The organism is Lunatibacter salilacus (assembly GCF_009797935.1).
Taxonomy (GTDB): domain Bacteria; phylum Bacteroidota; class Bacteroidia; order Cytophagales; family Cyclobacteriaceae; genus Lunatibacter; species Lunatibacter salilacus.
Window position 1 is genome coordinate 383,653 of the sequence record NZ_VOLC01000003.1, and the last position, 14,869, is coordinate 398,521.

General features: G+C 42.4%; 7 protein-coding genes and 1 tRNA gene. 6 read left to right on the forward strand and 2 right to left on the reverse strand.

The genetic code is table 11. The annotated features are described in order from the left end of the window. Positions 1-9 precede the first annotated feature (9 nt). Positions 10-264: a hypothetical protein gene (locus FQ608_RS06485; protein WP_158857001.1), complete on the forward strand. Its 255-nt coding sequence runs from the start codon at positions 10-12 to the stop codon at positions 262-264. 699 nt (positions 265-963) lie between these two features. On the opposite strand, the gene FQ608_RS06490 is transcribed toward FQ608_RS06485, so the two are convergent. Continuing rightward, a tRNA-Gln gene (locus FQ608_RS06490) sits at positions 964-1,036 on the reverse strand. 343 nt (positions 1,037-1,379) lie between these two features. On the opposite strand from FQ608_RS06490, the gene FQ608_RS06495 reads away from it, so the two are divergent. Beyond that, complete coding sequence (locus tag FQ608_RS06495; RefSeq protein ID WP_158857002.1) at positions 1,380-4,130, forward strand: outer membrane beta-barrel protein; 2,751 nt, start codon at positions 1,380-1,382, stop codon at positions 4,128-4,130. Between the two features lie 51 nt (positions 4,131-4,181). Here FQ608_RS06495 and purL read toward each other — a convergent pair whose 3' ends face one another. Beyond that, positions 4,182-7,865, reverse strand: coding sequence for a phosphoribosylformylglycinamidine synthase (gene purL / locus FQ608_RS06500; RefSeq protein ID WP_158857003.1), 3,684 nt, complete (start codon positions 7,863-7,865; stop codon positions 4,182-4,184). Between the two features lie 416 nt (positions 7,866-8,281). Here purL and FQ608_RS06505 point away from each other — a divergent pair, with 416 nt between their 5' ends. Genes FQ608_RS06505 through FQ608_RS06520 form a run of 4 tightly spaced genes read left to right on the forward strand, consistent with a single transcriptional unit; the run spans position 8,282 to position 14,861 of the window. Continuing rightward, the gene (locus FQ608_RS06505; protein WP_158857004.1) at positions 8,282-8,890 is read left to right on the forward strand and encodes a TetR/AcrR family transcriptional regulator; all 609 of its coding nucleotides are present in this window, start codon (positions 8,282-8,284) and stop codon (positions 8,888-8,890) included. 4 nt (positions 8,891-8,894) lie between these two features. Next, a complete protein-coding gene (locus FQ608_RS06510; protein WP_158857005.1) occupies positions 8,895-10,289 on the forward strand; it encodes a TolC family protein in 1,395 nt (464 codons plus the stop codon). 17 nt (positions 10,290-10,306) lie between these two features. Further along, on the forward strand, positions 10,307-11,437 hold the full coding sequence (locus FQ608_RS06515; protein ID WP_158857006.1) for an efflux RND transporter periplasmic adaptor subunit: 1,131 nt from the start codon (positions 10,307-10,309) through the stop codon (positions 11,435-11,437). Between the two features lie 13 nt (positions 11,438-11,450). Beyond that, positions 11,451-14,861 (forward strand): efflux RND transporter permease subunit, encoded by a 3,411-nt coding sequence (locus FQ608_RS06520; protein ID WP_394351633.1) that lies wholly within the window; start codon positions 11,451-11,453, stop codon positions 14,859-14,861. Positions 14,862-14,869: the final 8 nt, after the last annotated feature.

Genomic DNA, 14,869 nt, shown 5'->3' on the forward strand with positions numbered 1-14,869 from the left:
ACGCCAAGCTTGAATTTTATTTACAGTTCAAGCTGGCTTCCATATTTTAGGAAGCTGTGGCAGGTAAAAGACGGTGTTTATCAATGGGTGATAGCGGTGATTCTGGGAGAGATGATTGTTTTGGATGTCAGCAAGGTTACTGCGCCTTTGACGGTCAGGTATGGATGGGCGCATAATCCGGGGAAAGCCAATTTGGTTATTAGGGAGGGGTTGCCTGCTTCGCCTTTTGAAAAGGTGGTTCAGGGTAATGATAAAAATAACTAAGTGTTACTTTTTTTAATACTCTAATGAGATGATAGGGTCAAATTCACAATACAAGTAAAAATAGCACAAAGAATTGTTTGATTTCAAATTCACTGGTTGATTTTCAGGTAGCCCAAATTTAAGGTCGAATTGTATATTCTATATGAACTCGTTTGACATATTTAATGTCCATTTGGTGTGACTTCTGCATTCTTCTTTTCTCAAAACATAAAGGTTTATTGTTTAAAAACAATGAGTTAGGTAAAAGCAATTTTTTTATAAATTTAGAAAAAAATAATAATGGAATTAGATGAGGATTTTTTTTCTTCCAGAAAGAGTTTAAGCCGAAAAATCAACATGTTTTTTGTTTTGCTAGAGGCTCATTGAATGTAAGAGGATCTTTTTCTATTTCCTTTTTTCAAGTTGACTCTGAAAAAAGCACCTAATCGAATCACGAGGGTGATTCCGTCGGATATGGTTCTAACCTGGCAATATATTCTGTTTTGATTCTTGAATATATTTTATTAATATCTCATTCCCCAATATCCCAGATTCTTTACCAATTCAGGATTATTGGTAAGCCAAATATTTGAGATCTATTTCGGCCGTAGGCCATATTTCCACTCTATTTCAGCCGTAGGCTATATTTCTTTTTCTTCCAACCCCAAAACCAAAAAAGGGCGTATCTAGACGCCCTTCGTTGATGTACTTCTTAAATTGTTGACCGACCAGGGCTCGAACCTGGACTCTTCTGAACCAAAATCAGACGTGTTGCCAGTTACACCATCGGTCAATTTTGATCCCCTTTTTTTAAGGTGTCACAAATGTAGGCGTACTTTTTTTTTAATGCAAATCTAAACCCAATCATTTCCCGTGTTTTTTTTCCAGACCGACTACGGATATGGAATTTTTTCGCCACCTGATCAAATAATATCATAATAATCAGTCATTTATTTTGAGGGATTCCAAAAATAATCTTTTTTCACCCCTACGGTAAATAATTCCAGTTTTGGACGTTAACCAATAATTTGACCATATAACACCTCTTTTTTGCTCTGACATAATTTAAATAGTTCTGTATCTTTCAAGGTCCCAACTTGCAAACAAATAAGGATTTATTATCTAATATCAATTTCATGCTTAAGCTTATTTGTCCCATTATTTTGGCTCTTGTTTTTTCATCGTCTTTGTATGCTCAGGAAACCTTCAAAGGAAAAGTTATCGACAAACAAAGCAAGGAGGAGCTCTTTGGCTCCTATGTTTTTCTGAAAACAGACGATGGAGAAACCCTAAGTTCCACATTTACGGATTTTGACGGCACCTTTACCATCAAAAAGCCTAGCCAGTCTGAATTTGTGGTGGAAATCTCTTTTATTGGTTACAAACCATTTGCGCTGAAAACCACGGCACCTGCTAACAATGATCTGGGGACCTTTGAAATAGAAAGTGATGGACAGGAATTGGAAACCTTTGAGATATCAGCCGATGCACTCGGCGGGGAAGTAAGGGGGGATACGGTTGCTTTTAATGCGGCGGCTTTTAAAACTAGACCTGAGGCAGATGCGGATGAATTGGTTCGAAAAATGCCGGGTGTAGTCATCCAAAACGGCGTTATTCAGGTTCAGGGAGAAGAGGTGATGGAAATATTGGTAGACGGCAGACCGTTTTTCGGTGATAATCCGGCCGCAGCCCTTAAAAACCTTCCTGCCGAAGTCATTGAAAGAGTGGAGTTTTTAGACAGAAAGAGTGACGAGGCTCAACTGACGGGCTTTGATGACGGGGAAACTGTTAAGACAATCAATATCATAACAAAACCCGACAGACGGGCGGGTAGATTTGGGAAGTTCTATGGGGGGTATGGAACGGACAACAATTACCTGGCAGGTGGAAACATGAACTTCTTTAACGGTGCCCGAAGGCTTTCCATATTGGGTCTGAGTAACAATATCAATCAGCAAAACTTTGGATCTGACGAATTGGGGGATTTGGAAGGCGATGATAGCCGTAGAGGCGGAGGATCAGACCTTACCGTGGGTAATTTGCCCGGCGTCACAACTACCAATGCCATTGGTGCGAACTTCTCTGACGAATACTTGGACGAGAAATTAAAATTGACGGGAAGTTACCTATTCAATAACCGGGACAACGTGCTAAATACAACCTCATCGAGGGAATATATTTTGCCTAATGACAGCCTGCAACTGTACAACGAGTCGAGGCTAAATCAAACAAATACAGAAAGTCACCGGATGAATTTTAGAATTGACTACAACATCACTGAAAGGCATGCGATCATATTGCGACCTCGATTTGGATATGATAAAAGCAGCTCTGTAAATATCCGGGATGCCATTAACCTTTTTGATGCGCAAAACCCTATTAGCAGAAATAATAATACAACAGAAAATAACAGGGAATCCATGAATTTTGGAAATTCCCTGATTTACCGATATAAGTTTGCCAAAGAAGGAAGGGTACTCTCCACTAGTTTGAATACCAGCGTCTACGACAGCAGAAGCTATTCGGATTTGGTTGCAGTGAACGAAAATTATCAAAATTCAAATATTGACAGCCTTATACAGTTTAGAGACAACGGCTACAACAGCACATCTTACAGAGCCCGAGTAAGCTATTTTGAGCCATTAAGTGAAAAATCCAACCTTCGGGTAAACTACAGCATTTCAAATAACCTTTCGGATACGGAACGAATCGTAACCTCCCGGGAGCAGGAGACAGCATTGGTTTCTCTGGATACTGCGCTTTCCAATCAGTTTGAAAACATGTACCTATCACAGTATGCCGGTGTAGGGTATAGCTATCGGTCCGATAAGATGTCGGTATATTCGAATTTAAACCTACAGTCGGCAAAAATCGACAGTGACAGGATTTTTCCTGGATTTGAAAATACACAACGCAACTTTACCAACTTGCTTCCACGGGTTGTAGTAAACTACCAATTTAACGAGTTGAGCAATATGCGGATTGACTACAACACCAGTACTACAGCTCCTACCATCCGGCAGCTTCAGGACGTCATCAGCAATGCCAACCCACTCCAACTTTCTAATGGAAATCCGGACTTGAATCAAGAGTACAGCCATCGTTTGTTTACGCGTTACCGTAGGATCAACCCGGAAACGAATAAGTCACTTATGCTATTCCTTTATGGGAATCTCCGAAGGGATTTTATAGGAAATGAAACGTTTGTTGCCAATCGGGACACCCTAATTCAGGGTGAGGTGTTGCTTCCTCAGGGGGGGCAGTTCAGCCGGCCAGTTAACTTGGATGATTATTGGTATGTCAGGGCCTACGCTAGTTATGGATTTCCGCTACGCTTTATGAAGAGCAACTTGAGTGTAAATACAGGCTTACGGATGAATAACCGCCCGGGAATCATTAACGGTGAATATAATTTCAACCGAAACACAGGCATTTCTCAGGGCATCAACCTAAGTAGCAATATCAACGAACGAATTGACTTCAACCTGTCCTCAACCGGAAATTATAATATCGTCCGAAGCAGTTTGCAGCAGGAGCTTTCAAACAACTTCTACACGCATAATACCCGAATGGATTTGTTCTGGAATTTCGCGGGTGGCTTCTTTGTAGGCAACAGTGTAAACCACCTCGTATATTCCGGTTTGGGGGAAGATTTTGATCAATCCATATTATTGGTCAACTTGGAAATGGGCTATAGAATACCTCCTTCCAAAAAGGCGGAGGTTAAGCTGACAGTTTTTGACTTAATGAATCAGAATACCAGTATCGACCGAAACGTTACGGATGTTTTTGTGGAAAATGTCCGTACTCAGGTTCTTCGTCAGTTTTTTATGCTTACAGTTACCTACAACCTTCGAAGGTTTGGTGGGTATAGTATGAATATGTAATAAAATGTAAAGACCTGGCAGGTTTTTAAAACCTGCCAGGTCTCTTTTCAATTAGCTATTCCGAGAAGCAACCCAATTCCTAGCATTGATAAATGCTTCGATCCAAGGGGAAATTTCCTCGTCTTTTCTTTCACGTGGATAATGGGGCCAATTCCAAGAAAAGATAGATCGCTCAATATGGGGCATAATGGCTAAATGCCGCCCATCAGCGGAAACGATTCCAGCCGTAGCAAAGTCTGATCCGTTTGGATTACCTGGATAGGCCTCATAGCTGTACTTCATAGCGATGTCATAGCTTTCTATTGATTGGGGAAGACTGAATTTCCCTTCTCCATGCGCCACCCAAACTCCAAGCCGTTGCCCTCCAAGTGATCCGAACATCACGGATTTGTTTTCTGGAATAGTGACGTTGACAAAGGCAGATTCAAACTTGTGACTTTCATTGTGCAGCATTCTTGGCTGCTTGTCGTGCTCGGGATATACCAATCCCAACTCCACCATAAGTTGACACCCATTGCAAACGCCCAGACTGAGGGTGTTGGGTCGATTGTAGAAATTGTCCAAGGCCCGCTTGGCTTTGTCGTTATAGAGAAAGGCTCCAGCCCATCCTTTGGCAGAGCCCAAGACATCGGAATTGGAAAATCCGCCGACAAATACAATAAGCTGTACATCCTCCAAATTCTCAGCACCGGATATCAGGTCAGTCATATGGACATCCTTCACATCAAACCCAGCCAACCATAAGGCATAAGCCATTTCCCGGTCTCCATTCACTCCTTTTTCCCGTATAATCGCTGCCTGGGTACCGGAAGGTGTCGCTCGATAAGGATCGAGACCTATTGCACTCAACCTTCCTAGCCAGTTTTTGCCAAATGAATATGAAAGGGGCTGCTGCGCAAAATTTTCCTTTCGCATTTTTGCCAATTTTTCCCCACTTTGCTTTCTATCCAGCAGATACGAAGAAAGAAACCAATTTTCCCGGTATGAATTTACATCTAGGGAGATTTCTTCACCGTCGAACCTGACAAGGGCATCCTGAGTAACTTTGGCAATGATTTCAGCTTTTATTCCTTCTTGGTTTAGTAAATTTATAGCTTCGCCTCCGGCTTCCACTTGTAAAACTACACCTGGATTTTCTGAAAATAAAGTTTGGACAGGGTCGGAGCCTAGGAATTTTTCCTTGAGTAGAAGACCAGCATTTTCCGTAGGAAAACACATTTCAAGTAACGTAGTGATCAATCCGCCAGATGAGATATCGTGACCTGCTAAAATCAACCCTTTTTCTACCAGCGTTTGGACGGTTGAAAAGGCCTTTGCAAAATATGCTGCATCCTTGATATCCGGAACCTCGTTCCCTACTTGGTTAAGTACCTGCGCGAGGCTACTACCGCCAAGTTTTAAATCATCACTTGAAAAATCAATCAAAACTAATACACTTCCGGAAACGGGAGTTAAATCCGGAGAAACGGTTTTTCTAATGTCAGCACATTCCCCTACAGTAGAGATAATCACTGTTCCCGGTGAGTAAACAGTTTGCCCCCCGGGATACTTTTGGGTCATAGACAAAGAATCCTTTCCGGTAGGAATATTAACGCCCAGTGCTATGGCGAATTCGCTGGTTGCTTTTACCGCTTGATAAAGTCGGTAGTTTTCTCCCGGGTTTTTGGCGGGCCACATCCAATTGGCACTTAGGGAAACCCCTTGTAACCCGTCTGTGAGGGGTGCCCAAATCAAATTCGTCAATGACTCCGCAATGGCCAGCCTGGAACCAATTTCCGGATCCGACAAGGCGGCTACCGGAGCATGTCCAATTGAGGTGGCAATGCCTTTATTACTTGTGAAGTCCAGGGCCATTACAGCCACATTATTTAGAGGGACTTGGATGGCTCCGGTACTTTGTTGGGTAGCTACCCGGCCGGTTACAGAGCGGTCCACTTTGTTGGTTAGCCAGTCTTTGCAGGCTACTGCTTCCAGTTGAAGTACATCGACCAGGTAGCTAATCCAGTTTTCTTTTTCATAGGATAGGGGAGGGAATGCCTGCGTTGGTTTTTGATCCTCCAGAATCGTTTTGGGTGAGGATCCAAACATATGTGCTAGGTTCCAGTCCACCGGCTTCTCTCCGGTACTTTCATTTTCAAATTTGAAATGCATATCCCCGGTAGTCTCCCCGACATCATAAATAGGTGCTCGTTCCCTATCCGCAATCCGCTTTAATGTTGGTAGATCCTCAGGCTTCACGACCAGCCCCATGCGTTCTTGGGATTCGTTGCCGATGATTTCTTTGGCAGACAGGGTTGGATCTCCCACTGGGAGTTTATTTAAATAAATGGTACCACCTGTTTCTTCCACCAGTTCGGAGAGACAATTTAAGTGTCCTCCTGCACCATGGTCATGAATGGAGACAATAGGGTTATCATTGCTTTCAGCCATGGCTCGTATCACATTGGCGACCCTTTTTTGCATTTCGGGATTGGACCGTTGGATGGCATTAAGTTCGATGGCATTGCTGAATTGGCCGGTATCTACGGAAGACACCGCACTTCCACCCATCCCAATCCGGTAATTGTCACCTCCCATTACAACGATTCTATCACCTTTTCCAGGTTTTCTTTTCAGGCTATAGGGAGCTTTGGTAAATCCAACTCCACCTGCGAGCATGATTACCTTATCAAAACCAAATTCCTTGTCCCCTTCTTGGTGTTCAAAGGTTAGCACACTTCCGCAGATCAGTGGTTGGCCAAACTTATTTCCAAAGTCACTGGCACCGTTGGAAGCTTTGATCAGGATATCCTCCGGAGTCTGGTAGAGCCATTTTCTGGAAGGGAGGTTTTTTTCCCAATTTCTGTCCGGTTCGGTTCGGGGATAGGCCGTCATGTACACAGCCGTTCCTGCCAGCGGAATAGAGGCGGTACCGCCAGCCAATCTGTCCCTGATTTCACCCCCGGCTCCGGTAGCGGCTCCATTGAACGGCTCCACGGTAGTGGGGAAATTGTGCGTTTCGGCTTTTAAGGAAAGGACCGTTTCCATGGGGGTAAGTTCAAAAAAATCGGCCTTATCCTGACTTTTTGGAGCAAACTGATAAGCAGAGGGGCCTTGTATAAACGCCACATTGTCTTTATAAGCGGAGACGATTTTTCCCGGATTTGCTTTAGCCGTTTGTTTGATCAGCTGAAACAAGGTGGCTGGCTGCTCCTCCCCATTTAAAATAAATGTTCCGTTGAAGATTTTGTGCCTGCAATGTTCGGAATTTACTTGACTGAATCCAAAAACCTCGCTGTCGGTCAAGGGTCTCCCCAGTTGCTGGCTTACCTGCTCCAGGTAATTAACTTCTTCGGGGTTTAAAGCCAGACCTTCTTGAGCATTATACCCAGCGATATCAGAAATGTGCCTAACGGGCTCTGGAGTGACATTTATTCTGAAAATCCCTTGATCCATTTGATCATAAATAGCCTGAAGCATGGGATCAAAGGAATCACCTTCCACAAACCTTTCGAATGATTCTATGCGAAGGATATCCGTCAACCCCATATTGTTGGCTATTTCCACCGCATTGGTGGACCATGGGGTAATCATCTCCTTTCTAGGGCCTACAAACTTTCCTTCAAGCTGGCCTACTTCTAGGAATGATGCATTGCCAAAGAGCCAAGAAATCCTTTCTATTTCAGTGACAGCCAAGGCCCGTGAAGCTTCAAGTGCATAGACTTGGTCGGGGGAGTATTGGAAAAATAAAATCATTGATTGAATCGCTATTTTATGGAAGGACAAAGGTAAGAAAAGGCATCATAAGTTCGCATCCGTTTTATAACCAATTTAACTTCCTTCAAAAGTGTCCGTTTTTGAAGATATTCTTCGGGATAATGGCCGTTATTGAACAGGTAATCATCCTGTAGATTTTTGACCTTTTCGGATTTGTTTAAATAATTTTATAGGTTAAACTAGTTTTTTAAATAATTTTTTCTGATATAAAAATCTGTCAGTTTCATAAAAATAGAATAATATATGGTGAGTGAATTGATTTAAGAATGAATATACTTCTGATTAACCCAAATTAGAAAATCGTTCAATATTCGCCCATTCAAAAAAACTTTGGAAACTTTGAACTAAGCAATAGTTTCCAAAGTTCTTGGACTGATATTTAGACTAGGTGCCGTTTGGAGACAAGAGAAAAGATAATTAAAGTTGCCATTAAGGAGTTTTCCCAGTTTGGGGTTAAATCCGTGACAATGGATCAAATCGCACGGGAGGCGGGGATGTCCAAAAAGACCATTTACCAAGAGTTTTCTGATAAGAAACAATTGGTGTATGAAACATTTTCGGGCGAGTTAGAAGTAAATGCCTGCAGAATGATGCAGCTTGAGGATGATGCGGATGGAGTTATTGAGCATTTGATAGCTTTTTCCAAATTTCTTAGGGAGCGGTTTACGGATATGCACCCTATGGTTCTCAACGAAATCAAACGGTATTATCCAGAAAGCTGGGCACTGTTTGAAAAGTTCAAAGAAGATTGTGCCATCTCTAATTTGGAAAATTTGTTGGAAAGAGGAAAAGAACTAGGCTATTTCAGGCCCGAGATCAATTCAAGACTTTTGGCGATGATGCGGCTGGAACAAATCTCATTTCTGTTCGACCCTGTCAAGTTCAACCCGGTAAGAATAAATCTTGTGGAATTACAGCTTCAAATGTTTGAGCACTTTCTTTACGGTATTTTTACCGACAAAGGAAGAGCTGCCTATGAGGAAAAAATGAACCATCAGCATTAATACTATGACAATTAAAATACACTTACTTTTAATTGGGTTTTTCACTTTTGTAGTGACTGTCAATCCCATATTTGCGCAGGAAACATTACAGTTGACCTTGGAAGAAAGTATCCGCTATGCATTGGAGAACAGTGTAGAGGCTAAGAATGCCCAATTGGAAGTTATGATTGCCAAAGCGACGATTGGCGAGCAGCGGGCACAAGGCCTTCCCCAGATTAACAGTACACTGGAATTTACCAAGAACCTACAACCGCCCTTGCTTATATTGCCCGCCGAGGCAGGTGACGTTATTGGAGGAGGCGGTGATAATGGTGGGGGGGGAGCTCCCGGGAACACCCCTTCGGACATTACCGTTATACCCTTTGCGGTAAATTACCAATCCAGTCTTACAACCACTGTGGAGCAGATGATTTTTAACGGTTCCTATTTCGTAGGTCTGAGAGCAGCGAAGACACTCAGGGAATTGACCGATTTCGATAGAGAGAAGGCCCAAATCGATGTGGTGGAAAATGTAAAAAAAGCATATTTCACGGTTCTGGTCAATGAAGAGCGAAAAGTATTGATCAGTTCCAACTTGGAAAGGCTGGATCAGTTGCTTACAGAAACCACAGCTATGTATGAGGCTGGCTTCGCGGAGAAATTGGACATCTCTAGAATCAAAGTTCAATACAACAACGTGAAAACTGAATTTGACCGAATAAATACTTCAATAGAAGTAAGCAAACAATTGCTTAAAGTTCAGTTAGGAGTTCCCCTTCATTTGGAGGTAGTTCTGGAGGAAAGTTTAAATTCCATGGGAGACGATGAACGGGATTTTTATTCGCTATTGGATGCCCAAATGCTAGACCGCGTAGAGATCGGGCAGCTCGAGAAAAATATGGAATTGGCTTCTTTGGATTTGAAAAATAACCAAGTGCAATACATGCCGAATTTTACTGCTTTTGGTACATTCCAGCGTGTAACAGGTGCGCAGGACTTCCGTAATGTCTATCAGGCCGACCGTTGGTTTTCAACATCTTTTGTTGGATTTAGAGTTGCAATTCCGATTTTTGACGGGTTACGGAAAAGCTATGTCATTCAACAGAACAGGCTTCAGATCAGACAGCTTGAAAACGTGAAATACAACACCCTTCAAAATATCCAAGTAGAGGAGTTCCAGGCGAAAGCAAACCTTAGAAACAGCCTCTCCGCTTTAAATGTACAACGCGAAAACAGGGAACTTGCTATGGAGGTTTTCAATATGACGAGAATAAAATATCAAGAGGGTGTCGGGTCAAATTTTGAGGTGGTCGAAGCTGATGCAGCCCTTAAAGAAGCAGAAACCAATTATTATTCAGCACTATATGATGCCTTGATTGCCAAGGTTGATGTGGAAAAAGCTTTAGGAATTTTAAAATAACAGGACGTTACGAACAGATGAAAAGGTATTATACATTTTTGATGATTGCATTGGCAGGTTTTGTAATCTCTTGCTCGAAAGAAAACTCAGACCTAGACCAGAAAAAGAAACAGCTTCAGGAATATCAAAATGAAGCTGCTGAACTTAAGGTAAAAATGGACGAACTAAGTACGGAGATCGCTCAATTGGATCCTGAGTTTGCCCGAAGTGAACGGAAGGCGGTCCTTGTTACCACCACTCAACCCAAGACCGGCACATTTACACATTATGTGGAAGTAACTGGGTCGGTATTGTCCAAGAAGAATGTAAATATTAGCGCGGAGGTAGCGGGTCGGATACAGGAGGTAAAGGCCATGGAAGGAATGCGGGTTCGAAAAGGTGAGGAGCTTGCGGTAATTGATGCGGAATCGGTGGATAGAAATATCGATGAGCTTAAAGGCCAACTTGAACTGGCTACCACCATTTTTGAGAAACAACAGCGACTTTGGGATCAGCAGATAGGAACGGAAGTTCAGTTTTTAGAAGCAAAAAACCGAATGGAAAATCTGGAGAAATCCTTGGCTACCTTAAATATCCAAAAAGACAGGACGGTGGTTCGGGCTCCCTTTGATGGGACAGTAGAATCGGTGATGGTACGGCTAGGTGAGTTGGTGCAGGCAGGATCTTCCATGTTCAACTTTGTAGGAGAGAGTGACTTGTATATAGAAGGAGATGTCTCCGAGAAATACGTGGGGGTATTGCAGCAAGGAGATTCGGTTCAGGTCGTGTTTCCATCTATAGACAAACAACTGGATACCAAAGTAACTGCAGTGGGTGCTGTAATAAACCCCAATAACAGGACCTTTAAAGTTGAAGTTTTCTTACCACGGATGGATCTGGTGAAACCGAATATGCTTTCGGTGTTACGGATTAACGACTATCAAAATAAAGAAGCCATTGTCGTTCCGAGCTATCTGATCCTTCAAGATAATCAGGGCGATTACGTGTTTGTGGTTGAAAACGATACAGCTAAGAAAAAATATGTCAAACGAGGCATGACACAACGGGATGATACAGAAATCATGGAAGGATTGGATGGTAGTGAGACCCTGATTGATAAAGGTTTCCGGGAAGTGGGCAATAACGCACGAGTTAACATATCAAGATAATCTATCCATAGCTATGCAGGATGAAAATAAAAAAGAGGTTATAAGGGAGTTTGGACTCACCACCCTCGCAGTGAATAACCGCACTTCGGTAATAATCCTTTCTTTTATAATTGCGTTTATGGGGATTTTCGCATATACCACCATGCCCAAGGAAAGTTTTCCGGAGGTGGTGATCCCTACCGTATATGTCGGTTCCGCATATCCTGGTAATTCACCGGTGGATATGGAAAACTTGATTACCAGACCTATTGAAAAGGAGTTGAAGTCGATCAATAACGTCAAGGATATAAAATCCACTTCTGTTCAGGATTTTTCATCCATTGTGGTTGAATTTAATCCCAATGTGGATATATCTAAAGCCTTGCAGGATGTAAAAGACGCAGTGGACAAGTCCAAAAGTGAACTGCCCACCGACTTGGACAGGGATCCGGATGTGCTGGAAGTGAATACTTCTGATTTTCCTATTATGAATATCAACATTTCCGGAAATTATTCAGAGGTAGAGCTTAAAAAATTCGGCGAATACCTCGAGGACGAGGTGGAAAAGCTTCCGCAAGTATCCAAGGCGGAACTTCGCGGAACCGTAGAAAGGGAAATCCGAATTGATGCGGATATCTTCAAAATGGAAGCCATGAAAGTCAGTTTCTCGGATATCTCAGAGGCAGTACAGGCAGAAAATGTAACTATCTCTGGAGGAAATCTACTATCTGGCGATTTCCGAAGGTCGCTTCGGATTACCGGAGAATTTGAATCCCCCAATGAATTGGAGGATATCATTGTAAAAACGGAAGAGAATAAAATCGTTTACCTGCGGGATGTGGCGGTAGTACGGGATACTTTCAAAGAGCGGGAAAGTTATGCCCGTAGTAAGACGTTACCAGTAGTTACCGTCAATGTGGTAAAGCGAAGCGGGGAGAATTTGTTAGATGCTGCCGATGAAATCAAGAAAATAATAAGCGATGCTGAGGCAAATCGATTTCCGAACGATTTGGAGATATCTATTACCAATGACCAGTCTAAAACAACCCGAGCTCAAGTTAAAGATTTGGAGAACAGTATTATTCTAGGGGTTATTCTAGTTGTATTGGTTTTGATGTTTTTCCTTGGGTTCCGTAATGCCCTCTTTGTGGGTATTGCAATTCCTTTATCGATGTTCATTTCTTTTCTGGTTTTGAACTCGCTTGGCATTACGCTTAACCTGATGGTGCTATTTTCTCTGATACTAGCTTTGGGGATGTTGGTGGATAATGGAATTGTGGTAGTTGAAAACATTTACCGCCTAATGCAGGAGGGCAAAAGTTCCGTGCGGGCAGCAAAAGAGGGTGTCGGCGAAGTGGCATGGCCGATTATTACATCTACGGCTACAACATTAGCGGCTTTTTTGCCGCTGGCATTTTGGGATAGTATTGTTGGTGAGTTCATGAAATATCTGCCTATAACCCTTATCATTGTGCTCTCTTCCTCCCTTTTTGTGGCCTTGGTGATCAATCCGGTGTTGACGGCGATGTATATGAAAATTCAGGATCTTTCAAAAGAAAAGCCAAAGCGAAACACCTTAATTTTCGCTGCGATTGTGGGAATTGTTGGTGTCATCTTATATTTCCCAGGATATACTACGCTGGCCAACGCCTTTGTATTGATTGCCCTACTTACCCTTTTTAATTTGTTTTTTATGCGTAGGGCTATTACATGGTTTCAAAATGTATTTCTGGCAAATTTGGAAAATTATTATGAAAACGTTCTTCTTCGGGCACTTAGAGGTCCCTACCCTTATGTTTTCTTCGGAGGGACAATTTTATTGTTAGTATTATCGATAGGATTACTTTATGTAAAGGCTCCCCAGGTTTTGTTTTTTCCAGACAACCAACCCGCACTGGTGAATATATTTCTGGAAAAACCTATGGGGACCGATATTGAAGCGACCAATACAATGGTGATGGGTTTTGAAGACGATTTGTCTGATATACTTTCTCCTTATCAGGATATTATTGAGTCTGTCATCACCCAAATCGGTGAGGGAACGGGTGACGTAATGGATGGACCAACCAATGCCGCTACGCCCCATAAGGCGAAAATCACATTGGCTTTTGTGGAATATCAATACAGAAATGGAATCAATACTAACGGTGTGATGGAGGAAATCCGGGAGTTGGCAGAAGGCTATCCCGGCGTTCAGGTGATTGTCGGAAAGCAAACTTCTGGCCCTCCTGTAGGCAAGCCAATCAATATTGAAGTTAGTGGAGAGGATTTCCCCAAACTGATGGATTTTGTGGCGGAAATGAGAGAATATGTAAATGAAGCGAATATTCAGGGGATCGAGGAACTAAAAACGGACCTTGAGTCCGGAAATCCAGAATTAATTGTGAATATAAACCGGGAAAGTGCCCGAAGGTTTGGACTGTCTACAAGCACCATTGCCAATGAACTCCGCACAGCGTTGTTTGGTTTGGAGGTATCCAAATTCAAAGAAGGCGAAGAAGATTATCCTATACAACTCAGATTGGCGGATGAGTATCGGTATGATGTGGCAGCATTGATCAACAAAAAAATAAATTTCAGGGATAAATTTGGCAATCAGAGTGAAATCCCGATTTCTGCAGTGGCTGATTTGGAATACAGCTCTACCTTTGGTTCGGTCAAAAGAAAGGATCTTAACAGGGTGATTACCATTTCTTCCAACGTGACAGATGGCTTCAATGCAACTGAAATCAATCAGCGGATAAAAGATCACCTTCAAACATTCGAGACACCTGATGGCATAACGGTTAAATTTACAGGAGAGCAGGAGGAGCAGGCCAAATCTGCAGAGTTTTTGACCAGGGCTTTGCTTATTGCAGTATCCGTTATTTTCTTGATTATCGTGGCCCAATTCAACTCCTTTGCGAGTCCTTTTATCATTATGGGGTCGGTGCTATTTAGTACTATAGGAGTATTTTTGGGGTTAGTGGCTTTCGACATGGACTTTGTGATCATCATGACGGGCATAGGGATCATTTCACTTGCAGGTGTTGTCGTAAATAACGCCATCGTACTGATTGATTATACCAACTTAGTTCGGGAGCGACGAAGGACAGAATTGGGAGTGAAAGAAGGAGATTATTTACCTTATGCTGACTTGCTGGATAGTATAGTTAAAGGTGGGAAAACTAGGTTAAGACCGGTATTGCTTACGGCCATTACCACGGTGCTTGGGTTGATTCCCCTGGCTATAGGGATGAATATAAATTTCGCTACTCTCTTCTCTTCTTTTGATCCCCAGTTCTATGTGGGGGGTGATAATGCGGATTTTTGGGGGCCAATGGCTTGGACAGTAATTTTTGGCCTAACCTTTGCAACGTTCTTAACGTTAGTACTAGTACCTGTAATGTACTTACTTACAGACAAAGTAAATATGGCTTTGCAGGGGAAAAAAAATAGAATTTAATAAAGGTT